The 21388-nt window shown below is 68.4% G+C and carries 18 protein-coding genes; 5 read left to right on the forward strand and 13 right to left on the reverse strand.

All coding sequences use genetic code 11. The annotated features are described in order from the left end of the window. Window positions 1–143: 143 nt before the first annotated feature. Window positions 144–2579 carry a glycoside hydrolase family 13 protein gene (locus GGR12_RS08435; protein ID WP_183203986.1) on the forward strand — a complete coding sequence of 812 codons (2436 nt, stop codon included), beginning with the start codon at window positions 144–146 and terminating at the stop codon, window positions 2577–2579. A 162-nt stretch (window positions 2580–2741) separates the two neighbouring features. Next, window positions 2742–3347, forward strand: a complete 606-nt coding sequence (locus GGR12_RS08440) for a response regulator (protein WP_183203987.1) — start codon at window positions 2742–2744, stop codon at window positions 3345–3347. Window positions 3348–3360: 13 nt separating this feature from the next. On the opposite strand, the gene GGR12_RS08445 is transcribed toward GGR12_RS08440, so the two are convergent. After that, complete coding sequence (locus GGR12_RS08445; protein ID WP_183203988.1) at window positions 3361–3750, reverse strand: hypothetical protein; 390 nt, start codon at window positions 3748–3750, stop codon at window positions 3361–3363. Window positions 3751–4701: 951 nt separating this feature from the next. On the opposite strand from GGR12_RS08445, the gene GGR12_RS08450 reads away from it, so the two are divergent. After that, window positions 4702–6105: an SLC13 family permease gene (locus GGR12_RS08450; RefSeq protein ID WP_183203989.1), complete on the forward strand. Its 1404-nt coding sequence runs from the start codon at window positions 4702–4704 to the stop codon at window positions 6103–6105. Between the two features lie 48 nt (window positions 6106–6153). On the opposite strand, the gene GGR12_RS08455 is transcribed toward GGR12_RS08450, so the two are convergent. Next, complete coding sequence (locus tag GGR12_RS08455) at window positions 6154–9774, reverse strand: hydantoinase B/oxoprolinase family protein (RefSeq protein WP_183203990.1); 3621 nt, start codon at window positions 9772–9774, stop codon at window positions 6154–6156. Window positions 9775–9945: 171 nt separating this feature from the next. Between GGR12_RS08455 and GGR12_RS08460 the strand changes: the two genes are divergently transcribed. Beyond that, entirely contained in the window at window positions 9946–10815 is an 870-nt protein-coding gene (locus GGR12_RS08460; RefSeq protein ID WP_183203991.1) for a Na+-dependent transporter, read from the forward strand. 10 nt (window positions 10816–10825) lie between these two features. Here the strand turns inward: GGR12_RS08460 and GGR12_RS08465 are convergent, their stop codons facing one another. The 8 genes from GGR12_RS08465 to GGR12_RS08500 all read right to left on the reverse strand — a co-directional run bounded on the left by GGR12_RS08465 (window position 10826) and on the right by GGR12_RS08500 (window position 17157). Next, window positions 10826–11692 carry a hypothetical protein gene (locus tag GGR12_RS08465; RefSeq protein ID WP_183203992.1) on the reverse strand — a complete coding sequence of 289 codons (867 nt, stop codon included), beginning with the start codon at window positions 11690–11692 and terminating at the stop codon, window positions 10826–10828. Window positions 11693–11703: 11 nt separating this feature from the next. Then, window positions 11704–12489, reverse strand: a complete 786-nt coding sequence (locus tag GGR12_RS08470) for a hypothetical protein (RefSeq protein ID WP_183203993.1) — start codon at window positions 12487–12489, stop codon at window positions 11704–11706. A 10-nt stretch (window positions 12490–12499) separates the two neighbouring features. Beyond that, window positions 12500–13267, reverse strand: a complete 768-nt coding sequence (locus GGR12_RS08475; RefSeq protein ID WP_183203994.1) for a DUF2092 domain-containing protein — start codon at window positions 13265–13267, stop codon at window positions 12500–12502. Between the two features lie 8 nt (window positions 13268–13275). After that, on the reverse strand, window positions 13276–13863 hold the full coding sequence (locus GGR12_RS08480; RefSeq protein ID WP_183203995.1) for a DUF4136 domain-containing protein: 588 nt from the start codon (window positions 13861–13863) through the stop codon (window positions 13276–13278). A gap of 134 nt (window positions 13864–13997) precedes the next feature. Continuing rightward, entirely contained in the window at window positions 13998–14606 is a 609-nt protein-coding gene (locus GGR12_RS08485) for a DUF4136 domain-containing protein (protein ID WP_183203996.1), read from the reverse strand. Window positions 14607–14715: 109 nt separating this feature from the next. Further along, the gene (locus GGR12_RS08490; RefSeq protein ID WP_183203997.1) at window positions 14716–15690 is read right to left on the reverse strand and encodes an HAD family hydrolase; all 975 of its coding nucleotides are present in this window, start codon (window positions 15688–15690) and stop codon (window positions 14716–14718) included. A gap of 163 nt (window positions 15691–15853) precedes the next feature. Then, a complete protein-coding gene (locus GGR12_RS08495; protein ID WP_221212302.1) occupies window positions 15854–16942 on the reverse strand; it encodes a sulfatase-like hydrolase/transferase in 1089 nt (362 codons plus the stop codon). A 29-nt stretch (window positions 16943–16971) separates the two neighbouring features. Further along, entirely contained in the window at window positions 16972–17157 is a 186-nt protein-coding gene (locus GGR12_RS08500) for a hypothetical protein (RefSeq protein WP_183203998.1), read from the reverse strand. 205 nt (window positions 17158–17362) lie between these two features. On the opposite strand from GGR12_RS08500, the gene GGR12_RS08505 reads away from it, so the two are divergent. Further along, window positions 17363–17722, forward strand: a complete 360-nt coding sequence (locus GGR12_RS08505; protein WP_183203999.1) for a DUF1622 domain-containing protein — start codon at window positions 17363–17365, stop codon at window positions 17720–17722. Between the two features lie 10 nt (window positions 17723–17732). Here the strand turns inward: GGR12_RS08505 and GGR12_RS08510 are convergent, their stop codons facing one another. From GGR12_RS08510 to GGR12_RS08520, 3 genes are all read right to left on the reverse strand, one after another. Further along, window positions 17733–18701, reverse strand: coding sequence for a formylglycine-generating enzyme family protein (locus tag GGR12_RS08510; protein ID WP_221212303.1), 969 nt, complete (start codon window positions 18699–18701; stop codon window positions 17733–17735). 422 nt (window positions 18702–19123) lie between these two features. Continuing rightward, window positions 19124–20518, reverse strand: coding sequence for a DUF1254 domain-containing protein (locus GGR12_RS08515; protein ID WP_183204000.1), 1395 nt, complete (start codon window positions 20516–20518; stop codon window positions 19124–19126). An 84-nt stretch (window positions 20519–20602) separates the two neighbouring features. Further along, a complete protein-coding gene (locus tag GGR12_RS08520) occupies window positions 20603–21238 on the reverse strand; it encodes a response regulator (RefSeq protein WP_221212304.1) in 636 nt (211 codons plus the stop codon). Window positions 21239–21388: the final 150 nt, after the last annotated feature.

Consider the following 21388-nt stretch of genomic DNA (forward strand, 5'->3'; position numbering starts at 1 on the left):
TGCAGATATTTGCAGGCCGGACTTCAGCCCGTGTGGTGTGTGTCTTTGGCGGAAACCAACTGTGTCCGGCGCCGGGCGTCCCTCTTGCTTGCAGCCGTTTGCGGCGACGGGCAGGGTCCATCGCTGGTTCGGGAGGCAGGTCGATGAGCATTTCAGTCAAGCGCGGGGTCGCTGCGGCGGCGCTTCTGGCGGCTGTCCTCGGCGGTTGCGCGACCGGTCCTGAACAGACCACGGGTCCTGAGCCGTCGGCCGATCTCTGCACCGCGCCGCCCTTCGGCGAGACCCCGCTGTATCTCCGCGGAGCGATGAGCGGCTGGGCGGCGGTGGACGAGTACGCCATGGCCTGGGACTGCGACGCCTATGCGGTCACCGCCGAGCTGCAGGGCGCCCAGGACTTCAAGATCGCCGACGCCGCCTGGGCGGACCAGTCCACCTTCGCGGCCCCCCGCGGCGGCGAGGCCCCTGACGGCGCGCTACGGGTGGCGCGCGCCGACCGCGGCGGCTCCGACAATCTCCGCGTTCGTTTCGACGGGTGGAGCACCCTGCGCCTCAGACCCGACGGCGATCAGCCGGTGCTGACGGTGGAGCGGGCGTCGCCTCGCGTCGAACCGCTGTCGGATCCCCGCGCCGCCGAGCTGCGCCACGACAGCCGCGACGTCCGCTACAAGTCTCCCTTCGGGGCCGTCACCGACGGTCAGGACGTGGCGTTCGCCCTCGACGCGCCGGCGGCGGCGGACCGGGTCACCCTGGTGGTCGAGACCCGCAGGCTGGAGGGCAACCAGGACGTCCTCGCCTACAGCGAAGTCGATCGTCTTCCCATGACCCGGGGCGCCGACGGCCGCTGGTCCGCGCACCGCGCCTTCGACGGCTCCGGGATCTACGGCTACTGGTTTGAGGTCGAGCTCGACGGCCGAACGTTCGTCTATCAGAACAACTCCGCGCCGATCTACTGGACCCGCGAACGCGGCGCCAACGGCGAGGGCGTGGCCACCGACCCGCCCGCCGATCCCGCCGCCATCCGCCGCTTTCGCCTGACCGTGCACGCGCGCGACTTCGCCGTCCCGACCTGGTCGCAGCAGGCGGTCTGGTACTACGTCTTCCCCGAACGCTTCCGCAACGGCGATCCGTCCAACGACCGCCAGCCCGGCCCGAACACCTTCCAGAACCGGTCGGCCGAGGTCCACGGGGCCTGGAGTGAACGACCTTTCCGTCCCGGCTCCGGCGACGGCTCGGATGCGTCCGGCGGCAACGACTTCTTCGGGGGCGATCTGGCCGGGATCATCGACAAGCTCGACTATATGGCCGACCTGGGCGTGACCGCGCTCTACATGACGCCGATCTTCACCGCGGCCAGCAACCACAAGTACGACACAGGCGACTACCGCAACGTCGATCCCGCCTTCGGCTCGAACGCCGATTTCGAGCGGCTGACGCGCGAGGCGGCCGCACGCGGCATTCGCGTGGTCGTTGACGTTTCCTTCAACCACACAGGCCGCGACAGCCTGTATTTCGATCGCTTCGCCAAACACCCGGGCGTCGGGGCGCTGGAGGGCGGCGAGGTCCGCGCCGACAGCCCCTACGCCGACTGGTACCGGCTGGATCCCACGCAGGCCGATCCCGACAACCGCTACAGCGGTTGGACCGGCGCCCGTGATTTGCCCGAGCTGAACGAGGCCTCGCCGTCCTACCGCGCCTTCGTCTTCGGCGCGCCGGACTCGGTCACCCGTCTCTGGCTCGACCGGGGCGCCTCGGGGTGGCGGATGGACGTCGCGCCCTGGGTGCCGGACGACTTCTGGCGCGAGTGGCGCACGGCGGTGAAGGCTCGCGATCCCGACGCCGTGACCATCGCCGAGACCTGGTTCGACTCCTCCAAATACTTCCTCGGCGACACCTTCGACGGGACGATGAATTACATCTTCCGCAACGCCGCCCTGGATATCGCCGGGGGTGGAGTCGTCGCCGGCGACTACCGCAACATCGAACTGATGCGCGAGCTGTACCCCGCCGCCTCGCTGCGCGCCTCGATGAACCTGCTCTCGACCCACGACACGGCGCGCAGCCTCTGGCTGCTGGGCGATCACGGCGACGATCCGGTGAAGGCGGCCGACGCCCGGCGTCGCTACCGTCTGGCCGTGCTGATGCAGGTCGCCTGGCCGGGCGCGCCGACCGTCTTCTATGGCGACGAGGTCGGCGTCACCGGCGGCGAGGACCCCGACAACCGGCGCACCTACCCCTGGGCGGACCAGGGCGGCCAGCCGGACCTGGCGATGTATGCGGACATCCGGCGGCTTCTCTCGCTCCGGAAGGAGCATCCCATCCTCGCCCTCGGCGATCTCGGCACCCCGCTGCACGTCGACGCGCACACCGTCGTCGCCTCCCGCACGCTGGACGGCACCGTCGCCCTGATCGCCGTCAACAACGCAGAGACGGAGCGGGTGATCGAGGTCGCGCTCCCGGCGGACCTCTCCGGCCGCGCCTGGGTCGATGCGCTGACGGGCGAGACGGTGCGGGCAGGGGCGACGGTCCGCCTCACCCTGCCGCCGCTCTTCGGCGCCGTGCTGGTTTCAGGCGGCGGCTGACGGCCGCGCCTTCCTCGAACAGGACGACCGGTGCGGCGTCATGGGCGGCTGGGTGCTCGTCTCACCATATTGTCAGGCTTCGTAACGATGGCGTCAGGACGGTTTTCAATCCCGAGTCATGACTGTTAGTCGCTACCGGCGCTAGCGTAAGGGGGACTGAGCATGCCGGACCGTCACGATGAGGAAACCGAAGCTGATCTTCGCGGCCAGACTGTCCGCGGACTTGATCGCCTCTGTGAAATATTCGACCCGCTTCTGACCGATGCCGCCCATACACTCTATTCGGATCAGAAGTCAGAACTCGCCGCCCTTGCGCGGATCTTCGATCTGCCTACCGACAAGGAGCCGGCGCAGGTCTGGGCGGAGGTGCGGGCGCTCCTCGTCGTGACGCCCGGCGAGGGAGCGACCTCTTCTCCGCTGACCATCATGGTGGTCGAACAGGATCCGCAAACGGCCTCCGACCTGCTGGCCGAGCTCTCGTGCGCCGGACACCGGGTGATCGGGTCTTTCGACAGCGCGGAGACGGCGGAAGTTTCAGCCGCCCTGCACCAGATCGATCTCGCGATGATCGATGTCGATCTCGCGGGTGAAGCGGACGGACTGGATCTGGCCAGGTCTCTTCGAGGCCGGTGGAACATGGCGACCATACTCATGTCGGAGAATATTGTTTCGCTGACCAGCGTCGGCGATCTCGGCGATGCATTGGTGCTCAAGCCCATTTCGGGCGCGAATTTGCGAGCGACGATTGCGAGCGTGATGGCGGCCTGAACCCGGGCCGGCTTCAGATCACCGCCCAGATCAGTGCGCCGCCGGCGATCACGGATGCTGACGCCGCCAGCCGGACCGTCATGCTCCGGATACGGCGGGCCCAGTACTGGGAATAGGCCGCATGCCAGCGCCGGGGCAGGACCATCAGGACGAGGGCTGAGGCCACCAGGAACCAGCCGATGGCGGCGATCACCTCCGGGAACCGGGACAGGGAAGCCGCCAGGATCAGGGCTATGCCGCCGACGGTTCTGAGCCCCAATTCCCCGAAATGGATTGTGGCGGACCCGCCCATCTTCGCCAGCGCCGCCACCGCTCGAGCGGGCGATACGAACATGAAGACGCTCACGCCGACGAGCCAAAGGCCGAGAACGACGGCTACCGTGCGGGACAACTCGCCGATCACCGAATGCCTCCGGGCCCGGAGGCGCCGCAACGGCCACTGCCGTTCAAAGTCGTCAATCCGGCCGCCATTCGCTCAATATCTCCCCGGAGGCGGTGGTGAAGGCGACGCGATCAAGCTGGGCGGCGGCGACACAGACGGGACGTCGGGCCGTGCTCGCCGCCTGGCATCGGACGGCGCCTCCATCTGCAAATGAGGCGAATCGTCCTTCCAGCCGGAGGCGGTAGCCCTCCGTTGCGGAGACCGTCGCGGCCTCGACCGGCCTGATCGTGTGGCGATAGGCCCGGCCGTTGCGACGCCCCAGCCGCGAGCCGTCCGCTTCGAATACGGCGGCCAGTCCTACCGTCTGGGGGGAGCCGATGGTCGGAGCCGCGGGGGCTTCCACAGCCGCCCCGGGACACCCGTCCGCCCTCATCCAGGGGCGCGCGATCCAGAAGCCCTCGACGGCTTCCCAACCGTCCCCGGAGGCGCCCCCAACGAGCGGGGAATCCGTCCATGCGGCGGGCGCCAGTGATATCTCGATGGCTTTGCGGTCCCGCCCCCATGACCAACCCGGGAGTCCGTCGGTCGCGGCATCCGCAGGGGTGGGGCCGTTACACCCGAAGGCGAGGTCCAGGACGAAGGCCCTGCCGGTCAGCGGATCGGCTCCGTCGCGAGCCTTCCCGGCGGCGTAGTCGGAGGCCGCCTGCTCCACAGCGGCGAGCAGGTCGGCCCGGCCCAGCCGTTGGGGAACGACGTCCGGAGTCGGCGTCGCGGGCGCCGGCGGAGCAGCCTCAACGGTCCCGGGCGACGCGGGTTCGGCTGGTCTGTCGCAGGACGCCGGGATCAGCGCCGCGATGAGCCACGCGAAATATGGAAGCTTCCGCATCGATACACACTAGCACGCGATCTTACGGCAAAGGCAGCGCGTGTGAGAAAGGTTGACTGAGCGCCACGACGGCCGCAGCACAGCGCATGCCTTTCGATCAGATCGCCGCGCTGGTGGTGCTCGTGACCGTCGTCGGGGTTCTGATCCATGGCCGGGTGCGCTCGGACGTGGTGGCGCTTTCCGGTGCGGCGGCTCTGCTCCTTCTTGGCGTGGTGCGCCCGGTCGAGGTGCAATCCGCCTTCGCCAGCCCCGCCGTCATCGCCCTGGCCGGGCTCTTCGTCATCGCCTATGCGATCGAGCTGTCGGGCTTGCTGGGTCTGATGATCCGCCAGGCGACACGCCTGGCGATCCGGATCGGTTCGCTTGGCATCTGGGTCGTCCTGGGGTTCTGCGGCGTCCTGGGCGGGTTTTTGAACAATACGCCCGTCGTTGTGCTGGCTGCGCCGGTGGTCCGCGACGTCAGCCAGTCTCTCAAGCTGTCGCCCAAGCGCTTCCTCATGCCGCTGAGCCATATCTCGGTTCTGGGCGGGCTCCTGACCCTGATCGGCACGTCGACCAACCTGCTGGTCAACGACATGGCGCGCAACGCGGGCCAGCCGGTGTTCACGCTTTTCGAGATTACGCCCGTCGGGCTGACGATCGCGCTGGTCGGCGGACTATGGCTCTTCCTGGTCGGGGCCCGGCAGCTGGGTCGGCGGGCGAGCGTGGAGGAAGCCGAGCAAGTGCGTCTGGCCGAGGCGGAGGCGCTGCGCCGACAGGCCGACGCCTCGACGCGCATTCGGTGGCGGTTGCCATTCAAACTGCCGCGGCTGGGCGAGGCGCGAACGAATGAGGATGGCTCGGGCGATGCACATCTGGGAGATGTGGAGCTGTTCGGCGCCGCCGACCGACCCCTGGACCTTCGACGCGCGCTCATCTCGCTGACCGTCTTCGTCGCCGTGGTCGTTTCGGCCGGACTGGGTCTGGCGCCGATCGCGGCTTCCGCGTTCGCGGGCGCGGTCGCCCTGATCCTGCTGAAAGTCATAACCCCGGAAGAGGCCTATGCCGGACTGCGACCGGAGATACTCCTGCTGATCGCCGGAATGGTGGTCGTCGGCATCTCCATCGAGGTGACGGGCCTGGCCGCGGCAGGCGCCGCCCAACTGATCGATCTCATCCGTCCATTCGGCCCACTGGGCGCGCTGATCGTGCTGTATGGCGTGACCTTGCTCGCCACCGAACTGTTGTCCAACGCGACCGTCGCCGTTCTCATCACGCCGATCGCCGTGGCCATCGCCGAGAGCTTCGGCGTCGACCCGCGACCGTTCCTGGTCGGCGTCATGATGGCCGCATCCGCCGCCTTCGCGACTCCCTTCGGCTACCAGACCAACGTTCTCGTGTTTCAGATGGGCGGCTACAGCTACATGGATTTCGTCCGCGTCGGCGTTCCGCTGAACATCGTCACCTGGATTACGGCGATTATCGCGATCTCGATCTTCTTCCCGTTCTAGCGCCTCGTGAAGCGGTTGAGGCCCGTCGGGCGCCGCCGGGCTTCGTCCTCACCCTCGCCCGAACCCGCCCCCGCCCGGCGTCTCGATCACGAACACGTCCCCCGCCGCCATCTCGACCTCCGCCGTCGCGCCCAGGGCCTCGATCGCGCCGTCCACCCGTTCGATCCGGTTGATCCCGACCGCGCCCGGTTCCCCACCGTCGACGCCGAACGGAGCCGTGCGCCGATGGTTCGACAGGATCGCCGCCGTCAGCGGCTCCAGGAAGCGCACCCGCCGCACCGCTCCGTCGCCGCCGCGGTGGGCGCCCGCGCCGCCTGAGCCGCGGCGGATCGAGAATTTCTCCAGCAGCACCGGGAAGCGCGTCTCCAGCACCTCCGGGTCGGTCAGGCGGCTGTTGGTCATGTGCGTCTGCACCGCCGCCGTGCCGTCGAAGTCCGGTCCGGCGCCCGAGCCGCCGGCGATGGTCTCGTAGTACTGCCGGGTCGCGTCGCCGAAGGTGAAATTGTTCATCGTCCCCTGGCTGGCCGCCAGCACGCCCAGCGCGCCGTACAGCGTGTCCACCACCGCCTGGCTGGTCTCGACATTGCCCGCCACCACCGCCGCCGGATAGCGCGGGTTCAGCATCGAGCCCTCCGGCACAATCAGCTCGATCGGCTTCAGACAGCCCTCGTTCAGCGGAATGGCGTCGTCCACCAGGGTGCGGAACACGTACAGCGTCGCCGCCCGCGTGATCGACAGCGGGGCGTTGAAATTGTTGGGCCGCTGGCCGCTGGTGCCGGTGAAGTCGACCACGGCGCTGCGGGCCGTCGCATCCACGTCGATCCGCACACGGATCATCGCCCCGTCGTCCATCTCCAGCTCGAATGATCCCGGCTTCAACGCGGCGATGGCGCGCCGCACCGCCTCCTCGGCGTTGTCCTGGATGTGGCCCATGTAGGCGGCGACCACCGCCCGTCCGAACTCGCCGACCATCCGCGCCAGTTCGTCGGCGCCGCGCGCGCAGGACGCCACCTGGGCCTTCAGGTCGGCCATGTTCTGGTCGACGTTGCGCGACGGATGCGGTCCCGAGGCGAACAGCGCCCGCGTCTCGGCGTCCCGCAGCGTCCCGGCGTCGACCAGCAGGAAGTCGTCGATCAGCACGCCCTCGTCCTCGACCGTCTTCGAGGTCGGCGGCATCGAGCCCGGCGTGATCCCGCCCACATCCGCATGGTGCCCGCGCGCCGCCACGAAGAAGGCCGGCGTCGCGTCCGCCTCCAGGAACACCGGCATGATCACCGTGATGTCCGGCAGGTGCGTCCCGCCGTTGTAGGGCGCGTTCAGCATATAGACGTCGCCGCGCTTCATGCCGCGCCCGTCGGCGCCGCCTCCGCGTGAGCCGATCACCGTCCGGATGCTCTCGCCCATCGAGCCCAGGTGCACCGGAATATGCGGCGCATTGGCGATCAGCGCCCCGCCGGCGTCGAACACCGCGCAGCTGAAATCCAGCCGCTCCTTGATGTTCACGGAGTAGGCCGTGGCCCTCAACGCCTCGCCCATCTGCTCCGCCGCCGCCATGAAGCGGCTGTTGAACACCTCCAGCAGGATCGGGTCGGCATGGGTGCCGATGGCCACGCGGGCGGGCAGGGGGACCACCCGCTGCAGGATCAGGTTCAGCCCGGCGTCCGCCGAGGCGCGCCAGCCCGGCTCGACCACGGTGGTGCCCGTGTCCTCCAGGATCACCGCCGGCCCGTCCACCGCCGCGCCGGGCCCGAAGTCCTCGCGGCGATAGACCGGGGCTTCGTGCCGTTCGCCCGCCATCCATACCGGCGTCCGCGTCACCACCCCGGGCTCCCGCGTCGTTCCATCGACCTCGCCGCCGCCCGCCGTCTGGCCGGACGATCCAGTCGCCTCGGCCTCCAGCGTCTCGACCACCAGCGCCTTGCCCTCGGCGAAGAAGCCGAAGCGCCGCCGGTGCAGCGCCTCGAACGCCGCCGTCATCTCGGCCGCCGGGCCGAACGGCACGGTCAGCGGCGTGTCCGAGCCCGCGAATTTGATCTCCGCCCGCGCCGTCACCGAGATCCGGTGCTCACCGAAGCCCTGGGCCCGCAGCTCCTCGCGCGCCTGTTCGGCCAACGCCTCGACCCGCGCCGCCATCGCCGCGTCGCGCCCGCGCTCCAGCGGCTCGGCCGCCGTCGCCTGGCGGATCGCCCGCACCTCGGCCAGCCCCATGCCATAGGCCGACAGCACGCCCGCGAACGGGTGCAGCATCACCGTCGTCATGCCCAGCGCGTCCGCCACCAGGCACGCATGCTGCCCGCCCGCGCCGCCGAAACAATTCAGCACATAGCGGGTCACGTCATAGCCGCGCTGGATCGAAATCGACTTGATCGCCTCGGCCATGTTCTGCACCGCGATGGTCACGAAGCCCTCGGCCAGCGCCTGGGGCGTCGTCCCGCGCCCGGTCGCCGCCGTCACCTCCGCCGCCAGCGCATCGAACGCCTCGCGCACCGCATCGGCGTCCAGCGGCTGGTCCGCCCCCGGGCCGAACACCGCCGGAAAGAACTCCGGCCTCAGCTTGCCCAGCATGACGTTGCAGTCCGTCACCGTCAGCGGCCCGCCGCGCCGATAGGCTCGCGGCCCCGGCACGGCCCCCGCCGACTCCGGCCCGACCCTCAGCCTCGAGCCGTCGAACCGGCAGATCGACCCGCCGCCGGCCGCCACCGTATGGATCGACAGCATCGGCGCCCGCAGTCGCACGCCCGCCACCACAGCGTCCGACGTCCGCTCGTACTCGCCGGCGAAATGCGACACGTCGGTCGACGTCCCGCCCATGTCGAAGCCGATCACCCGCTCGAACCCGGCAGCCTTCGCCGTCTCGGCCATGCCGACCACGCCGCCCGCCGGTCCCGACAGGATCGCGTCCTTGCCCCGGAACGCCCCCGCCGCCGTCAGCCCTCCGTTCGACTGCATGAAGAGCAGGGGCGTGGCCTCGCCCAGGTCCGCCCCCACCCGGTCGACATAGGCCCGCAAGATCGGCGACAGATAGGCGTCCGCCACCGTCGTATCGCCGCGCCCGACCAGCTTGATCAGCGCCCCGACCTCATGGCTCACCGACACCTGGGTGAAGCCGATCGCCCGCGCGATCTCCGCCACCTGCCGCTCATGGTCCGAAAACCGCCAGCCGTGCACCAGGGCGATGGCGACCGACCGGAAGCCCGCATCGAACGCCGCCTGCAACGCCGACCGCGTCGCGTCGCTATCCACAGACTTGTCCACAGCCCCCGAAGCGGTCACCCGCTCGTCGATCTCGACCACCCCGTCGTACAGCTGATCCGTCAGTTTGATGTGCCGCACGAACAGCTCCGGCCGGCTCTGCCAGCCGATCCGCAGCGCGTCCCCAAAGCCCTTGGTGATGGCCAGAACCGTCGGTTCGCCCTTGCGCTCCAGCAGGGCGTTGGTCGCCACCGTGGTGCCCATCCGCACCGCCTCGACCTGACCCGCGGGCAGGGGACCTGGCCCCGCGCCCAGCACCCGCCGCACGCCCTCGACCGCAGCATCGGCATACTGTTCCGGATTGACCGACAACAGCTTTTTCGTCGTCAGCCGCCCGTCCGGCGCCCGCGCCACGACGTCGGTGAAGGTGCCGCCCCTGTCGATCCAGAAGCGCCAGCCGATCTCTCCAACGCCCATTCCACCACTCCCGTCCGGCGACCGCGGCCGGACCATAGACCCTGCGCCGACGAGTCGAACACTCCGGCCGTCGACAAGGGCGCCGGGGCCGCGATCCTAAGGGTTTCTCCCGATTGTCGCGGACCAGGCCGCCGCTGACAGTCCGGCCCTATCGCACCGCCGGAGGCCGTCATGGAATTCGTCAAGCAACTGGTCCCCTTGCTCCTCACGATCAGCCTTGGCGGGCTGGTCATGACGGTGGCTCTGAACTCCGGCAGGGGCGACCTGATCTACGTGCTGCGCCGGCCTGGCCTGCTGGCCCGCGCGGTCCTCGCCGTCATGGTCATTCCCCCGATCGCGGCTGGCCTGCTGGTCTGGATGTTGCCGCTGACCCCCGCGGTGAAGGCGGGGATCATGCTCATGGCGGTCGCGCCCGTGCCGCCGTTGGTGCCCGGCCAGGAGATCGGGGTCGGCGCCCGCAAGGAGTACGCCTACGGCGTCTACGTCGCCATGGCCCTGCTGACGGTGGTCTCGGTTCCGGTGGTGTTCAATATCGCCGCCTACCTGTTCGGCCGCAGCGATACGGCATCGGTCGAGAGCATCGCAGGGACGGTCACCTCAGGTGTTCTGGTCCCCCTTGTCGTGGGCTTGCTGATCCGGCAGTTCTCGCCGAAATTCGCCGCCCAGGCCGCGCCGGTTCTCTACAAGCTCAGCATGCTGCTGGTGGTGCTGGCCTTCCTGCCGATCATCGTGTCGGTCTGGCCGCCGATGACCAATCTGATCGGCAACGGGACCCTGCTGGCCATGGTGATCCTCGTCATCGTCAGCCTGGTCGGCGGGCATATTCTGGGCGGGCCTGAACTGATGGACCGGGCCACGTTGGCGATCGCCGCCTCGGTCCGCCACCCTGGCATCGCCATGTCCCTCGCCGCGGCCCACTTCACCGACCGGCGCGTCCAGGCCGCCATCCTGCTGTTCCTGATGGTCGGCCTGGTCATCGGCACGCTCTACAAGACCTGGATCAAGCGCACCGCGAAAAAGGCCGGGCGCGCCGCCGCCTGACCAGCCGGCCCTACTGCGGGAACAGGAAGGTCGCGTTCGCCCGCAGGCCCCACGTCGGGGCGCCGACCTCGTCCGTCAGATAGAATCGGGCGCCGGCTCCGACCTGAACCCGTTGCTGGCCGAATTTGTAGAGCTGGCTGATGGTGGCGTTGATCGGCACGCTCCAGGTCCGCGTCTCCCAGTTGTAGGTCGCTTCGCTGTTGAGGCCGTAGGTCGTCGCGCCGCGCGTCGTGTACGAGAAGAACGGCTGCAGGAACGTCTGGCTGACGTCCCCGCGATCGTCGTCGCCGGCGTAGGACCAGATGTGGTTGGCCAGGACGCCGTAGGTCGAACCGCCATCCTGTTTCAGCAGCAGGCCCGTGGGACCCGCGCCCCATTTCTGCGTCCCCAGTTCTTCCGTCCCGACCGGCCACAGGAACACCGGCCCGACCGCCCAGGTCACGCCGTTGCGGGTGTGGGACGGCGTGAAGAAGAAGCTCTGGGTGATGTCCGATATCCCCGTGGTCCTTGGGACGCCGGGCGCCGTGCTCTGCTGGTAGACGATCGGCAGGATGGTCCGGACGACCAGGTTCCAGTCGTCGTTCAGCGGCACGGGTATCACCGGCTGCACGTTGACGGTCATCCGCGCCCCGTCATTGGGTCCGATGCAGCAGTCGTAGTTCCACTGGATCGGCACGCTGATCATGCTCGACACAGGGTTCGACAGCTTGGCCGCCAGGTCGGCGTCGCTGCCTGGCGGATGTTCGCCCGTCTCCGGCTCCTGCGCCTGGGCAGCGAAGGGCGCGGCGATAACGGCGGCGGCGACTGCGACCCCGGCCAGCCGCCATCCTCCGCCCGTCTGACGGGTGGAACGGGGGTGCGATACAGGTGACGCCATTCAGGGTGCGCCTACTGAACCACGGTCACGCTTTGCGCGGGGTCGTCCACCACGACGTAGACCACGGTGTCTCCCTGGTACTGCGGCTGATAGTAGTGACCGTCGCAGTAATAGTACGACCCGTAGTACGGCGAGCACGCTGGCGGGATGCTGTAGAACATCGAGCCGACGACGGCCGAGGTCCAGGCCGCCGCGGTGCCGAAAGCGACCCCTGCGGCGATCGGGTGATCGCCCCAGCCGTCATCCCAGTCCCAGCCGTGATCACCGTCGATATCGATGTCGTTGTTGATGTTGATGTCGCCGCGATCGATGTTTGTCTCCCGATCGCGAACCCGGTCGCCCCGGTTGACCTCCCGGTCGCCGGTGTTGATCCGGTTGCCGTCGCCGGAATTGATCCGGTTTCCGTCGCCGCCCGGCCGATCCCTGTTGGGAGTACGGTCTCCGGCCGCCGGCCTTTCGCGGGTTCCGGCCCCGGCGCCGCCGGGCCTTTCCCGGGCGGCGGCTCCTGCGCCTCCGCGGTCGCGCGTGCCTGCGGCTGCGGCCGGGCGGCTCTGACCGCCTGACGGCCGGGCCCGCTGGGCGGTTCCGGCCGAGGGAGACCGGGCGGGCCGGCTGGCGGCGCTTCGACCCCCGCCGCCGCCACGGCTCATGCCGCCGTGGCCGCCGCCACCGCCGCGACTGACACCGCCCCGGCCGCCGCCGCGCACCTGGGCGTCAGCGGCTTCAAACGCCGGCGCGGCCACAAGGAAGGTGATGCTGGCTGCGAGGGTGGCGAGCCCTGATTTCGAGAGTTTCATGGCGCGCTCCTCACTCTGACCTGAACTGGATGGCTTGGTCGTCGGCGTCCGGCGCGAAGGCGAACGTCCGGGCGTCGAAGGCCGCATTGGTGTTCCAGCCGAGCGTCGCCGTGTACTTCGGCAGGGTCGGATCGGTCCGGTCGACGATCGATATCTTCCGGGGCAGCGGCTCGGACCCTTGCTGGATCCAGATCTGCCAATCGAGTTCGGGCTGGCGGAAGAGGTACTGATCGGTCTGCACCCCGTCGACCATGGCCGTGCCGAGGTGGACGGCGGACTCGAAGTCCTGCGGCAGGTTAGCCGGATCGCCCCAGTGGAACAGATCTTCGAGGGGCAGTTCGACCCCGTATTGCTCGGCCGCGACGTCCAGCAGTTCGCCGATGGTCGGCGGCGCATCGACGGTCGCATAGTAGCTGCGCGTCGGCGCATAGACCGTGAAATGCTGGCCGTCATAGATGAACTGCCGCTGCTTCCGCGACGTATTGTTCTCGACGAACAGTCGGTCGGGCCGTCGGACCCGATAGGTCGTGACGCCATCCAGGTCGAATTTCTGGTCCGCCCCCAGCATCAGCTCCCGACTGGTCTCGGCCGTGATTTCGAAATTCTGCAACGTGCCGAGGTAGGCGCCCATGCGGTGCAGCGCGGCGACGGCTTCCGGATCGACGGTGGCCGCTGGCGCGGCAGTTGCCGCCGCATCGGTCGTCTGGGCGAGGGCGCACGGCGCGGCGGCGGTCAGTACTGCGGCGAGCGCCAGGGCGGGAAGGGATGCATGCATCATGGGATTCCTCATCGGGACTCGCCGGGAAGACTGGTCATCATCTCGGCGAAGATGGCGTTCAGGCGGGGCTGGGCGATGGAGGTGCTGTCGACGCGCTGTTTCGAGACCGCCCGCCAGGCGAGCTGGTTCGACGCCCGGTCGACGAGGTCCAGAATGACCGTTCCATCGGTGTAGTTGACCGTCATCCCGGTCATGGACGGGTAGCCGTAGACCCCCCAGCCCGGCACGCAGCCACTGAAGCCGCATGCCGCCGGGCCGACCGGCCCGTCATAGGCGGCGCGGGCGTCGGAGTGCGGCGTCAGGCCGATGAAGTAGGCCACCAGCAGCGTCGCCTCGTCCGGATCGGACACCTGCCGGAAGCCCTTGGCCGCCAGACCTTCCTCGACGGCGGTCTTGATCCGCGACTGGACGAGGTCATTGGTCACCGCGGGATTGGCGCCCCGCTCGACGACGCTTTCGATGGGTTTCCAGGCGTAGGTCGAGCCCGGCGCGATGGCGCTGGCCTGCGTCACGGTGAGCTCGGGCCCCGTGGTCTCGCAGGCGCCCAGCCAGAGGGCCGAACCGACAGCGAGGATGACGGGCGCGAACCCCTTCATGGCGGCTCCTTTCGTCCCGGATTTCGGGACTGTCGGCATTATCCTCGCCGCCCTGAAGGCGGCCCATCGGGCGAAACCCCGAGAGCCGCCGCGGTGCGGACCGACAAAATCCGCACCGGCGTACGGGACCGGACTCAGCTCGCCGGCGTGTTGCGCGGCAGCGAGCGCAGCATGTCGTCGGCGATGGCGTTCAGACGGGCCTGGTCGGCGTCGCCGCTATCCACTCGCTGTTGCGAGGTGGAGCGCCACGCCAGCTCGCCCGAAGCCCGGTCGACGATGTCGAAGATCACCGTGCCGTGGGTGTAGTTGATCGTGTCGACGTTCAGCGTCGGGGCGCCGTACCAGCCCCAGCCGCCCATGCAGCCGCGGAAGCCGCACGCTCCCATCGGCGGGCCGCCGAAATTGTCGGCGCGCACCTCGGTCCGGTCCTGAAGGCCGATATGGTACGAAACCAGCAGTGTCGCCTGCTGCGGATCCGAGACCCGCTGGAAGCCGCGGGCCACCATCGCCGCGTCGAAGGCGGATGTGATGCGCTGCTGGATGATGTCGTTGGCGACGCGCGGATCCGCGGAGCTCCGGACCGTCGGGTCGAAGGGCGCCCAGGCGTAGGTGGAACCCGGGATCACGGACTGGGTGCTCGACTGAAGCACCGACACGTCGCCAGCCGGCGTTCCGCAGGCCGTGAGGCTGAGAAGGGAAACAGCGACGACCGTCGCTGCCGTGCGAACAGATGGGAAGGTCATCGTAGGGTCCTCGCTGCGAGATACCGCAGTTCTCAACCCATGATGGCTTGGGCGTAATCAGGTGAAGACCTGAGCGACGTCCCGGGCGATCCCCAGAAACATCCTTTCCTCAGGCGGCCCGCCGGGCCCCGTTCCGCGCCTCGGCGCCCTTGCCGCCGGTCTCTTGCTCCGGTGGAAACACCGTCGCCCAGTCCCGGGCCATGCTGACGCACCGCAGCCCATAGGCGTCGGCGTGATCCAGCGCCTCGACCAGCGGGCTGAGCCGGAAGTCGCGGTCGTAGGCGACCTCGCGTTCCGCATCGTCGTGATGCAGCAGCAGCGCCAGCCGACGGCCCGGTCCCGACAGGGTGTAGCGCATCATCGACAGGTCGCCGTCCGAGTTGCCGAAGGCGAAGATCGGCCGCCGGCCGATGTGCAGACCGATGCTCTCCACCTTCACCTCGCGGTCGTCGAAGGTGTCCAGCTGGGCCAGCTTGAACAGATCCAGCCGCCCGTTCACGTCCTGGACCTGGGTGCGCACCGTGCTGCCGATCACCTGCGACGGCGGCACGCCGTACGTCTTCTCTGCGAACTGCCGGATGAAGTCCGCCCCGCCGCCCGAGACGATCCACGTCTGGAATCCGTTGGCCCTCAGATAGCTCATCAGCTCCAGCTGGGGCTGATAGACCAGGTCGACGTAACGCCGTCCGAACCGCGGGTGCCGGGCGTCGGCCAGCCACGCGCCCGCCGACTGCATGAAGGCGTCCACGGTCATGCCCGCGTGGACGGCGAATGCGACCTCGAAGACGCCCTTCTTGCCCAGGGCGTGGATGGTCGGCAGGTCGTGCTCGAGAAACGCCTTGTAGGGCTGTTTGTCGGCCATGGCCGGATTGGTCCGGGCCATCTGCTTCAGACGCGCCTGGCTGAACGCCACCTGCACCTGCACCGGCTGTTCGCACCACAGGGTGCCGTCGTTGTCGAACACGGCGATCCGCTCCCGCTCGGGAACGAAGGTCGGCGTGTCCGGCGTGGTCACAGCGTCGACGAAATCCACGAGCGCGTCGCGGATCACGCCGGGACGCCAGGAGGGAAGGGGGACTGTCATCGGGTGTGCTGCTGGCGAATCCGTGTTCTGACGACCTAGAGACACCACGCCGCGCCGTTGCAGGGCATCGGGTCTGCACCCTATGCGCCCGGCCTCTACGCCTTACTCCACTCTGAAAATGCAGAAGGCCGGCGGTTTCCCGCCGGCCTTCGACAAGCACATGCTACGCGGCGAGATCAGCCGCCGCCCTGGGCCTCGGCCATCTTCGCAATCGCGTCGTCGATGGTGAAGGTGTTGGGCTTCTGGATCGGCGGGAAGTCCTTGAACGTGTCGGCGAACTTGCCCGCCAGACCCCACGCTCCGTACAGGAGCCTTCCCAGTTCGAGTTCTTCTCGCTGCGGAAGGGGGTCATGCCGCCGTCCGGCCAGCTGTTGCGGTGCGGGCCGTTGTCGGTCGAGTAGACCACGATGGTGTCCTCGGCCAGGCCGAGTTCGTCGAGCAGGTCGAGCATCTGACCGACGTTCTTGTCATGGTCGATCATGGTGTCGTGGTAGGGCGACTGCCAGCGGCCCGCCTGGCCCAGGCTCGACTTCTTGGTGTGCGTGAACATGTGCATGTGCGTCGTGTTCAGCCAGACGAAGAAGGGCGTATCGGCGTCGTTGGCTTCCTTGATGAAGCGGGTGGCGTGCTCGACGAACTCGTCGTCGCAGGTTTCCATCCTCTCCTTGGTCAGGGGGCCGGTTTCCTCGATCTTCTGCTTGCCCACCTTGCCCCAGCGCTCGTGGGTGGTGGTGTCGTCCTTGTCGGTGGCCCAGGAGTGGATCACGCCGCGCGGGCCGCTGTTCTTGCGGAAGTTCGGGAAGTCCTTTTCCGGATAGTAGTCGTACATCTCCGGCTCTTCCTCGGCGTTGAGGTGGTAGAGGTTGCCGAAGAACTCGTCGAAGCCGTGGTTGGTGGGCAGCATGTGGTTCAGGTCGCCGAGGTGGTTCTTGCCGAACTGCCCCGTCTTGTAGCCCTGTTCCTTGAGCAGCCCGGCGATTGTCACCACGCCCTCCGGCATGCCGACAGGCGAGGCAGGGGCGCCCACCTTCGACAACCCGGTCCGCAACACGCTCTGGCCGGTGATGAAGGACGACCGGCCGGCCGTGCAGCTCTGTTCGCCATAGCTGTCGGTGAACAGCATGCCCTCGTCGGCTATCCGGTCGATGTTGGGCGTCCGGTAGCCCATCAACCCTTTGCTATAACAGCTCAAATTACTGATCCCGATGTCATCGCCCCAGATGACGAGGATGTTGGGTTTTCCGTTTGGCATGACTGTTCTCCGGGGAAGGGGCTGAAGGCTTATCGGCCGCTCAGGGACGACGGGATCAGGTGAAGCCCTGGGGCGCGGGCGGGGGAGGCCTCATGCGGGATCGCCTGCTTCGCCGCGGTGTCGTTCCACGACGGCAGCGCCGCCAGCACCGGTGTGGCCCAGGCCAGGGTCAGGGCGACGACAAGGCTGGCGAGCGCAGCAAAGTGACGGGTCATGGCAAACTCCTGACTGGAACCTGCAATGCGGCAGGCCAGGCGTCCCTCGGGGGAAACCCCGACCTGCAGCATGGAAGAGCCCGGTTCCCCCGGGGCCAGGAACGGCTTGGCGGTGACCGGGTATTTCCGCCTTGAACCTGGGTGTTCAGCCGATGGTGCCCGGCCTGCCGCTCGGGTCCCCTCGGCGCCTTCATCGGAGGTTCGCATGGAAGCCGTCGTCGATGCACTGGCCACCCACGTGGCGACCGTCTGCGAGGCGGTGGCGGTCGTGATCCTGGCGGTCGCCGCCCTCTCGGCGGTGGTCAGGGTCGCCAGGAACTGGCGCGCCTACAGCGATCTACGGCTCAAGAAGGACATCTGGCTGGGCTTCGCGGCCTCCATCGTCCTGGCCCTCGAGTTCGCCCTCGCGGCTGACATCGCCGACACGATCGTGGCTCCCAACTGGGAAGAGATCGGACAGCTGGCGGCCATCGCCGCCATCCGGACCATCCTCAACCTGTTCCTTGAGCGGGACCTCGAGGCGGCGCGGGCCATGAGGCTGGAAGGCGAAGCGGCGACAGAGTGAGCCTTCGCCGTCAGTCGCGGATCACCACGCGGAAACCCACGTGCGACGCGCCGGAGTCCTCGGCCTGGGCGTGCCGCGCGGCCGGCCGGTAGCGGCGGCAGTAGTTGGGGGCGCACAGGTGCGAGCCGCCCTTCAGCACGCGCCGCGGAATCTTCAGATGCGCCGCCGCCGGGTCGTAGCTCATCGTCGCGCATCCGCCCTGCGGGTTCTTCGCCGCGCAGCAGGCGCTGGTCGGCGCCTTCGGATTGGTCGCCGACCAGAAGTCGCGGGTCCACTCCCAGGTGTTCCCGATCATATCGTACAGGCCGTAGCCGTTCGGCGGATACGTGCCGACCGGCGACGTCCTCGGCCAGCCGTCCTCCGTGTAGTTGAAGATCGGGAAGGGGCCCTGCCAGACGTTGGCCATATGTTTGCCGTCCGGCGTCAGCTCTTCGCCCCAGGCGTAGGCCGCGCCGTCCAGACCGCCGCGCGACGCCAGCTCCCATTCCGCCTCGGTGGGCAGGTCCGCGCCCGCCCACAGGGCATAGGCCGCCACATCCTCCCAGGCGACGTGGACCACCGGGTGATCGTCCAACCCCTCCAGCGAGCTTCTCGGTCCGGCGGGGTGTCGCCAGTCGGCGCCGGCGATGTAGTGCCACCATTCGCCGTCCCGCAGCGGCTGCCCCCTCGGCGGTTGCACGAAGACGATCGACGACGGCCCAAGCAGGGCGGGATCGACGCCGGGGTACAGCGCCGGGTCGACGGGGCGTTCGGACACGGTCTTCCAGCCGGTCGCCTCGACGAAGGCCCTGAACTGCCGGTTCGTCACCGGATGGCTGTCGATCCAGAAGCCGTCCACCTGCACGGACCGTGCCGGGGCCTCCTCGGGATAGTGCTCGTCAGAACCCATCCGGAAGGTCGCGCCCTCGATCCGGATCATGCCCGGCCTTACGGGGGCGCCTTCCGGCGACTTTTCCTTCACGCCCGTCTGCACCGTCATGCCTCGCCTCCGTGTCAGATACGGATTTGGCATCCCGTCCCACGGGGGCGCTATCAGGCGTTACCCTGGGATGGCGCGCCGCGCGCGAAAAAGGCGGCCCCGCAGGAGAACGGGGCCGCGTGAGTTTCGCCACGGGAGGTCATGGAGCCGGAGGAATAGCTCCCGGTCCGAAAAGCGGACTTTCAACATGGCGGGGAGGCGAGGGCGGGACGATCAGGCGAAACCCCGACGCGACCTCTGGCTGTTCCCAGGGCGTTGTTTCACGCGGGCCTTCATCGTCCTGATTGGGCTGGAATCCCCGACGGGCCGTCTTCCGCCCGAGCCTTCCTGCAAGCTCGATCGAGATGGTGGAAGACGGCCCTGAGCACTGATGGCGGCCTGCGAGCAGGCGGTCGGGGGGCGATCGCCATCAATGCGTTCGATTACAATGGCGCCATCCAGTCCCTTCCGATATCGGGCAGATGCCCTGGGGCGGAATGGGGGGCGCCTGACCCTACCCCTACGGATTCGCTCAGGCGTTTCCGGTGCGGCCTCCGGTCTCCGGCCGTGACACGCCTTAGGGGCGGGGGAGTCCACCGGCCGTCGAGGACCGTCGCTCCCGGCTGCCAGGTCCGCAAAATCAGCCGGAAACGCCCTGCTGGCGCGGGCACCCAGTTTGCGCCGGCCGGTCCGGTCGGGCGCTGCGTCTGGATCCGGACATCCAGCGATCCATCCGGGTTGAAGCGGAGGGGGTCGCGACTGGACAGGCCGACCTGATCGCCCGCGCCCGCCGCGGGAAGGTGTCCCTTTTCATCGTAGGCCGCCATCGACCAGAAGGCGCCGACGGGCGGCATCCCCTTGGGCTCGAAATGAAGGTGGTATCCGGTCTCGCCGTTAAGCGCCGCTCCGGCGGCGTCCTCGCACGCTGTGTAGTAGACGGCGTCGTCGCGCAGATTGAATCCGAAGCCGCGGCGGATGATGGCGGCGCGCTCCAGCGGGCTCAGTCGCCCTCCGCCGGGACGGGACAGCCTGTTCCAGTGATCGGAGCCCGGCGCTTCCGGCCATGCGGACTCGGAGATGCTGTTGTGCGCGGCCGCCACGCCCTCGCGCACGCTGGCCGCCACATCCGCAGGGAGGTCGTCCAGCCGGAACGGCCTTGAGCCGCTGACGCCCAGCCGGGCCAGGCGGCGGCCCAGGGCGCTGCGGAACACCCCGGGCGGATGGCGGGTCATCAGGGCGGCCAGCCGGTCCAGGAAGTCCTCGGCGTCCGGCGGCTCCACCGACGCCGGCCATGGCTCCCACTCGGCCTCGGGCGCGTCCGCCACCATCCCGCTGCGCAGGCATTTCGGGGTCAGGAAATAGTCGTTCCACGGCCCGTCATCGATATCGTCCAGCGGGTCGATCAGGGTGCGCCCCAGAAGCCAGACGGCGTTGGTCGGCGCCCGGACGACGGGCAGATCGTCGGTTGAGCTGCCGCTCCATCCCGGGCCGACGACCACCAGATGCTGCGCGCCCGCGCCGCGCCGGCGCACGCCCAGCGATGCGAAGATCTCGCCCCAGGCGTCCATCATCGGCATCACAAAATGGCGAGCGCGAAGCTCGGGCAGGCTGATCACCACCGGCCCGCCCCTCAGGTCCAGCCATGCGCTTGAATAGACCACATGCGGATTGGGAGAGCACAGGCCGACCGCCTCGCCGGGCCTCGCGTGAACGAATCTGTTGGGTCCCGCCGGATGCCGTCGGCGGGCGGAATCGAGCGTTACGAGCGGGTAGCCGGCCAGATAGCCGTCAAAGGCGATCTCGAACGCTTCCTCGGTATCCATTGGGCGATCGGTCATGGTCATCGCCGGCCTCCTGTCGGACCGACGATAATCCCAGCCGCAGAGGTTCAGACCAATCAGGTCGAACCCCGACCAACGAGGTTAAGCCTGGATCAAATTGTGCTTGATGGCGAAGCGGACGAACTCCGCCGCGGTGCGTACGCCCGCCTTGCGCATGGCCGCGGCGCGGTGGCTTTCCACCGTCTTGATGCTGATGCCCAGGCGCCGCGCGATCTGTTTGTTGCTTCCGCCCTCGGCGATCAGCTGGGCGACCTCAAGCTCCCGCAGGGTGAAGCTTTCCAGTCGGGATTTCTTCCGTTCGTGGACCGCGGCCTCCAGCAGCATCTCCGCCACCGCGGGCGAGAAGTAGGGCCGGTGCGTCCCCAGCGCCGAGATCGCCGCCACCAGCTGCGTCTCGCCTTCCGACTTCAGCAGGTACCCGCGCGCGCCCGCCGCCAGCCCGCCGGCCACCGTCTCGTCGTCGTCGTGCATCGTGAACAGCAGCACCTCCGTAGCGGGAAGTGCGTGCCGAATCTGTCGGGTGACGGCGATGCCGTTCAGGCCGGGCAGGGACACGTCCAGGACGACCACGTTGGGCCGCTGTTCCTGCGCCATCGCAAGCACTTCGGAGCCGTGGCACGACTCCCCGCACACCTCCCAGCCGAGGTGATTTTCAACTACATCACGAACGCCGCGTCGGACGATCTCGTGGTCGTCCGCGATCAGTACGCGTAGCATGCCCAGCCCTCATGAGTGCTCGCCGATCTGCACCCTACCTGATAGTCCCTAGGTAGTATATGGGTTCAATCACTGATATGATGCCTTCAAGGTGTCCTGAATTACTTGTAGTTAATCCCGTTCCTCCCCTCGAATGCTAGGCGGTCGGCA

Source organism: Brevundimonas lenta (assembly GCF_014196335.1).
GTDB lineage: Bacteria > Pseudomonadota > Alphaproteobacteria > Caulobacterales > Caulobacteraceae > Brevundimonas > Brevundimonas lenta.

Bases quoted from the DNA above. Each gene is read 5' to 3' on its own strand.
- GGR12_RS08450 (WP_183203989.1), top strand. From the start codon at position 4,702: ATGCCTTTCGATCAGATCGCCGCGCTGGTGGTGCTCGTGACCGTCGTC.
- GGR12_RS08470 (WP_183203993.1), bottom strand. From the start codon at position 12,489: ATGAAACTCTCGAAATCAGGGCTCGCCACCCTCGCAGCCAGCATCACC.
- GGR12_RS08495 (WP_221212302.1), bottom strand. From the start codon at position 16,942: ATGCCAAACGGAAAACCCAACATCCTCGTCATCTGGGGCGATGACATC.
- GGR12_RS08460 (WP_183203991.1), top strand. From the start codon at position 9,946: ATGGAATTCGTCAAGCAACTGGTCCCCTTGCTCCTCACGATCAGCCTT.
- GGR12_RS08510 (WP_221212303.1), bottom strand. From the start codon at position 18,701: ATGACGGTGCAGACGGGCGTGAAGGAAAAGTCGCCGGAAGGCGCCCCC.
- GGR12_RS08500 (WP_183203998.1), bottom strand. From the start codon at position 17,157: ATGACCCGTCACTTTGCTGCGCTCGCCAGCCTTGTCGTCGCCCTGACC.
- GGR12_RS08465 (WP_183203992.1), bottom strand. From the start codon at position 11,692: ATGGCGTCACCTGTATCGCACCCCCGTTCCACCCGTCAGACGGGCGGA.
- GGR12_RS08520 (WP_221212304.1), bottom strand. From the start codon at position 21,238: ATGCTACGCGTACTGATCGCGGACGACCACGAGATCGTCCGACGCGGC.
- GGR12_RS08480 (WP_183203995.1), bottom strand. From the start codon at position 13,863: ATGAAGGGGTTCGCGCCCGTCATCCTCGCTGTCGGTTCGGCCCTCTGG.
- GGR12_RS08440 (WP_183203987.1), top strand. From the start codon at position 2,742: ATGCCGGACCGTCACGATGAGGAAACCGAAGCTGATCTTCGCGGCCAG.
- GGR12_RS08490 (WP_183203997.1), bottom strand. From the start codon at position 15,690: ATGACAGTCCCCCTTCCCTCCTGGCGTCCCGGCGTGATCCGCGACGCG.
- GGR12_RS08455 (WP_183203990.1), bottom strand. From the start codon at position 9,774: ATGGGCGTTGGAGAGATCGGCTGGCGCTTCTGGATCGACAGGGGCGGC.
- GGR12_RS08505 (WP_183203999.1), top strand. From the start codon at position 17,363: ATGGAAGCCGTCGTCGATGCACTGGCCACCCACGTGGCGACCGTCTGC.
- GGR12_RS08475 (WP_183203994.1), bottom strand. From the start codon at position 13,267: ATGATGCATGCATCCCTTCCCGCCCTGGCGCTCGCCGCAGTACTGACC.
- GGR12_RS08485 (WP_183203996.1), bottom strand. From the start codon at position 14,606: ATGACCTTCCCATCTGTTCGCACGGCAGCGACGGTCGTCGCTGTTTCC.
- GGR12_RS08515 (WP_183204000.1), bottom strand. From the start codon at position 20,518: ATGACCGATCGCCCAATGGATACCGAGGAAGCGTTCGAGATCGCCTTT.
- GGR12_RS08435 (WP_183203986.1), top strand. From the start codon at position 144: ATGAGCATTTCAGTCAAGCGCGGGGTCGCTGCGGCGGCGCTTCTGGCG.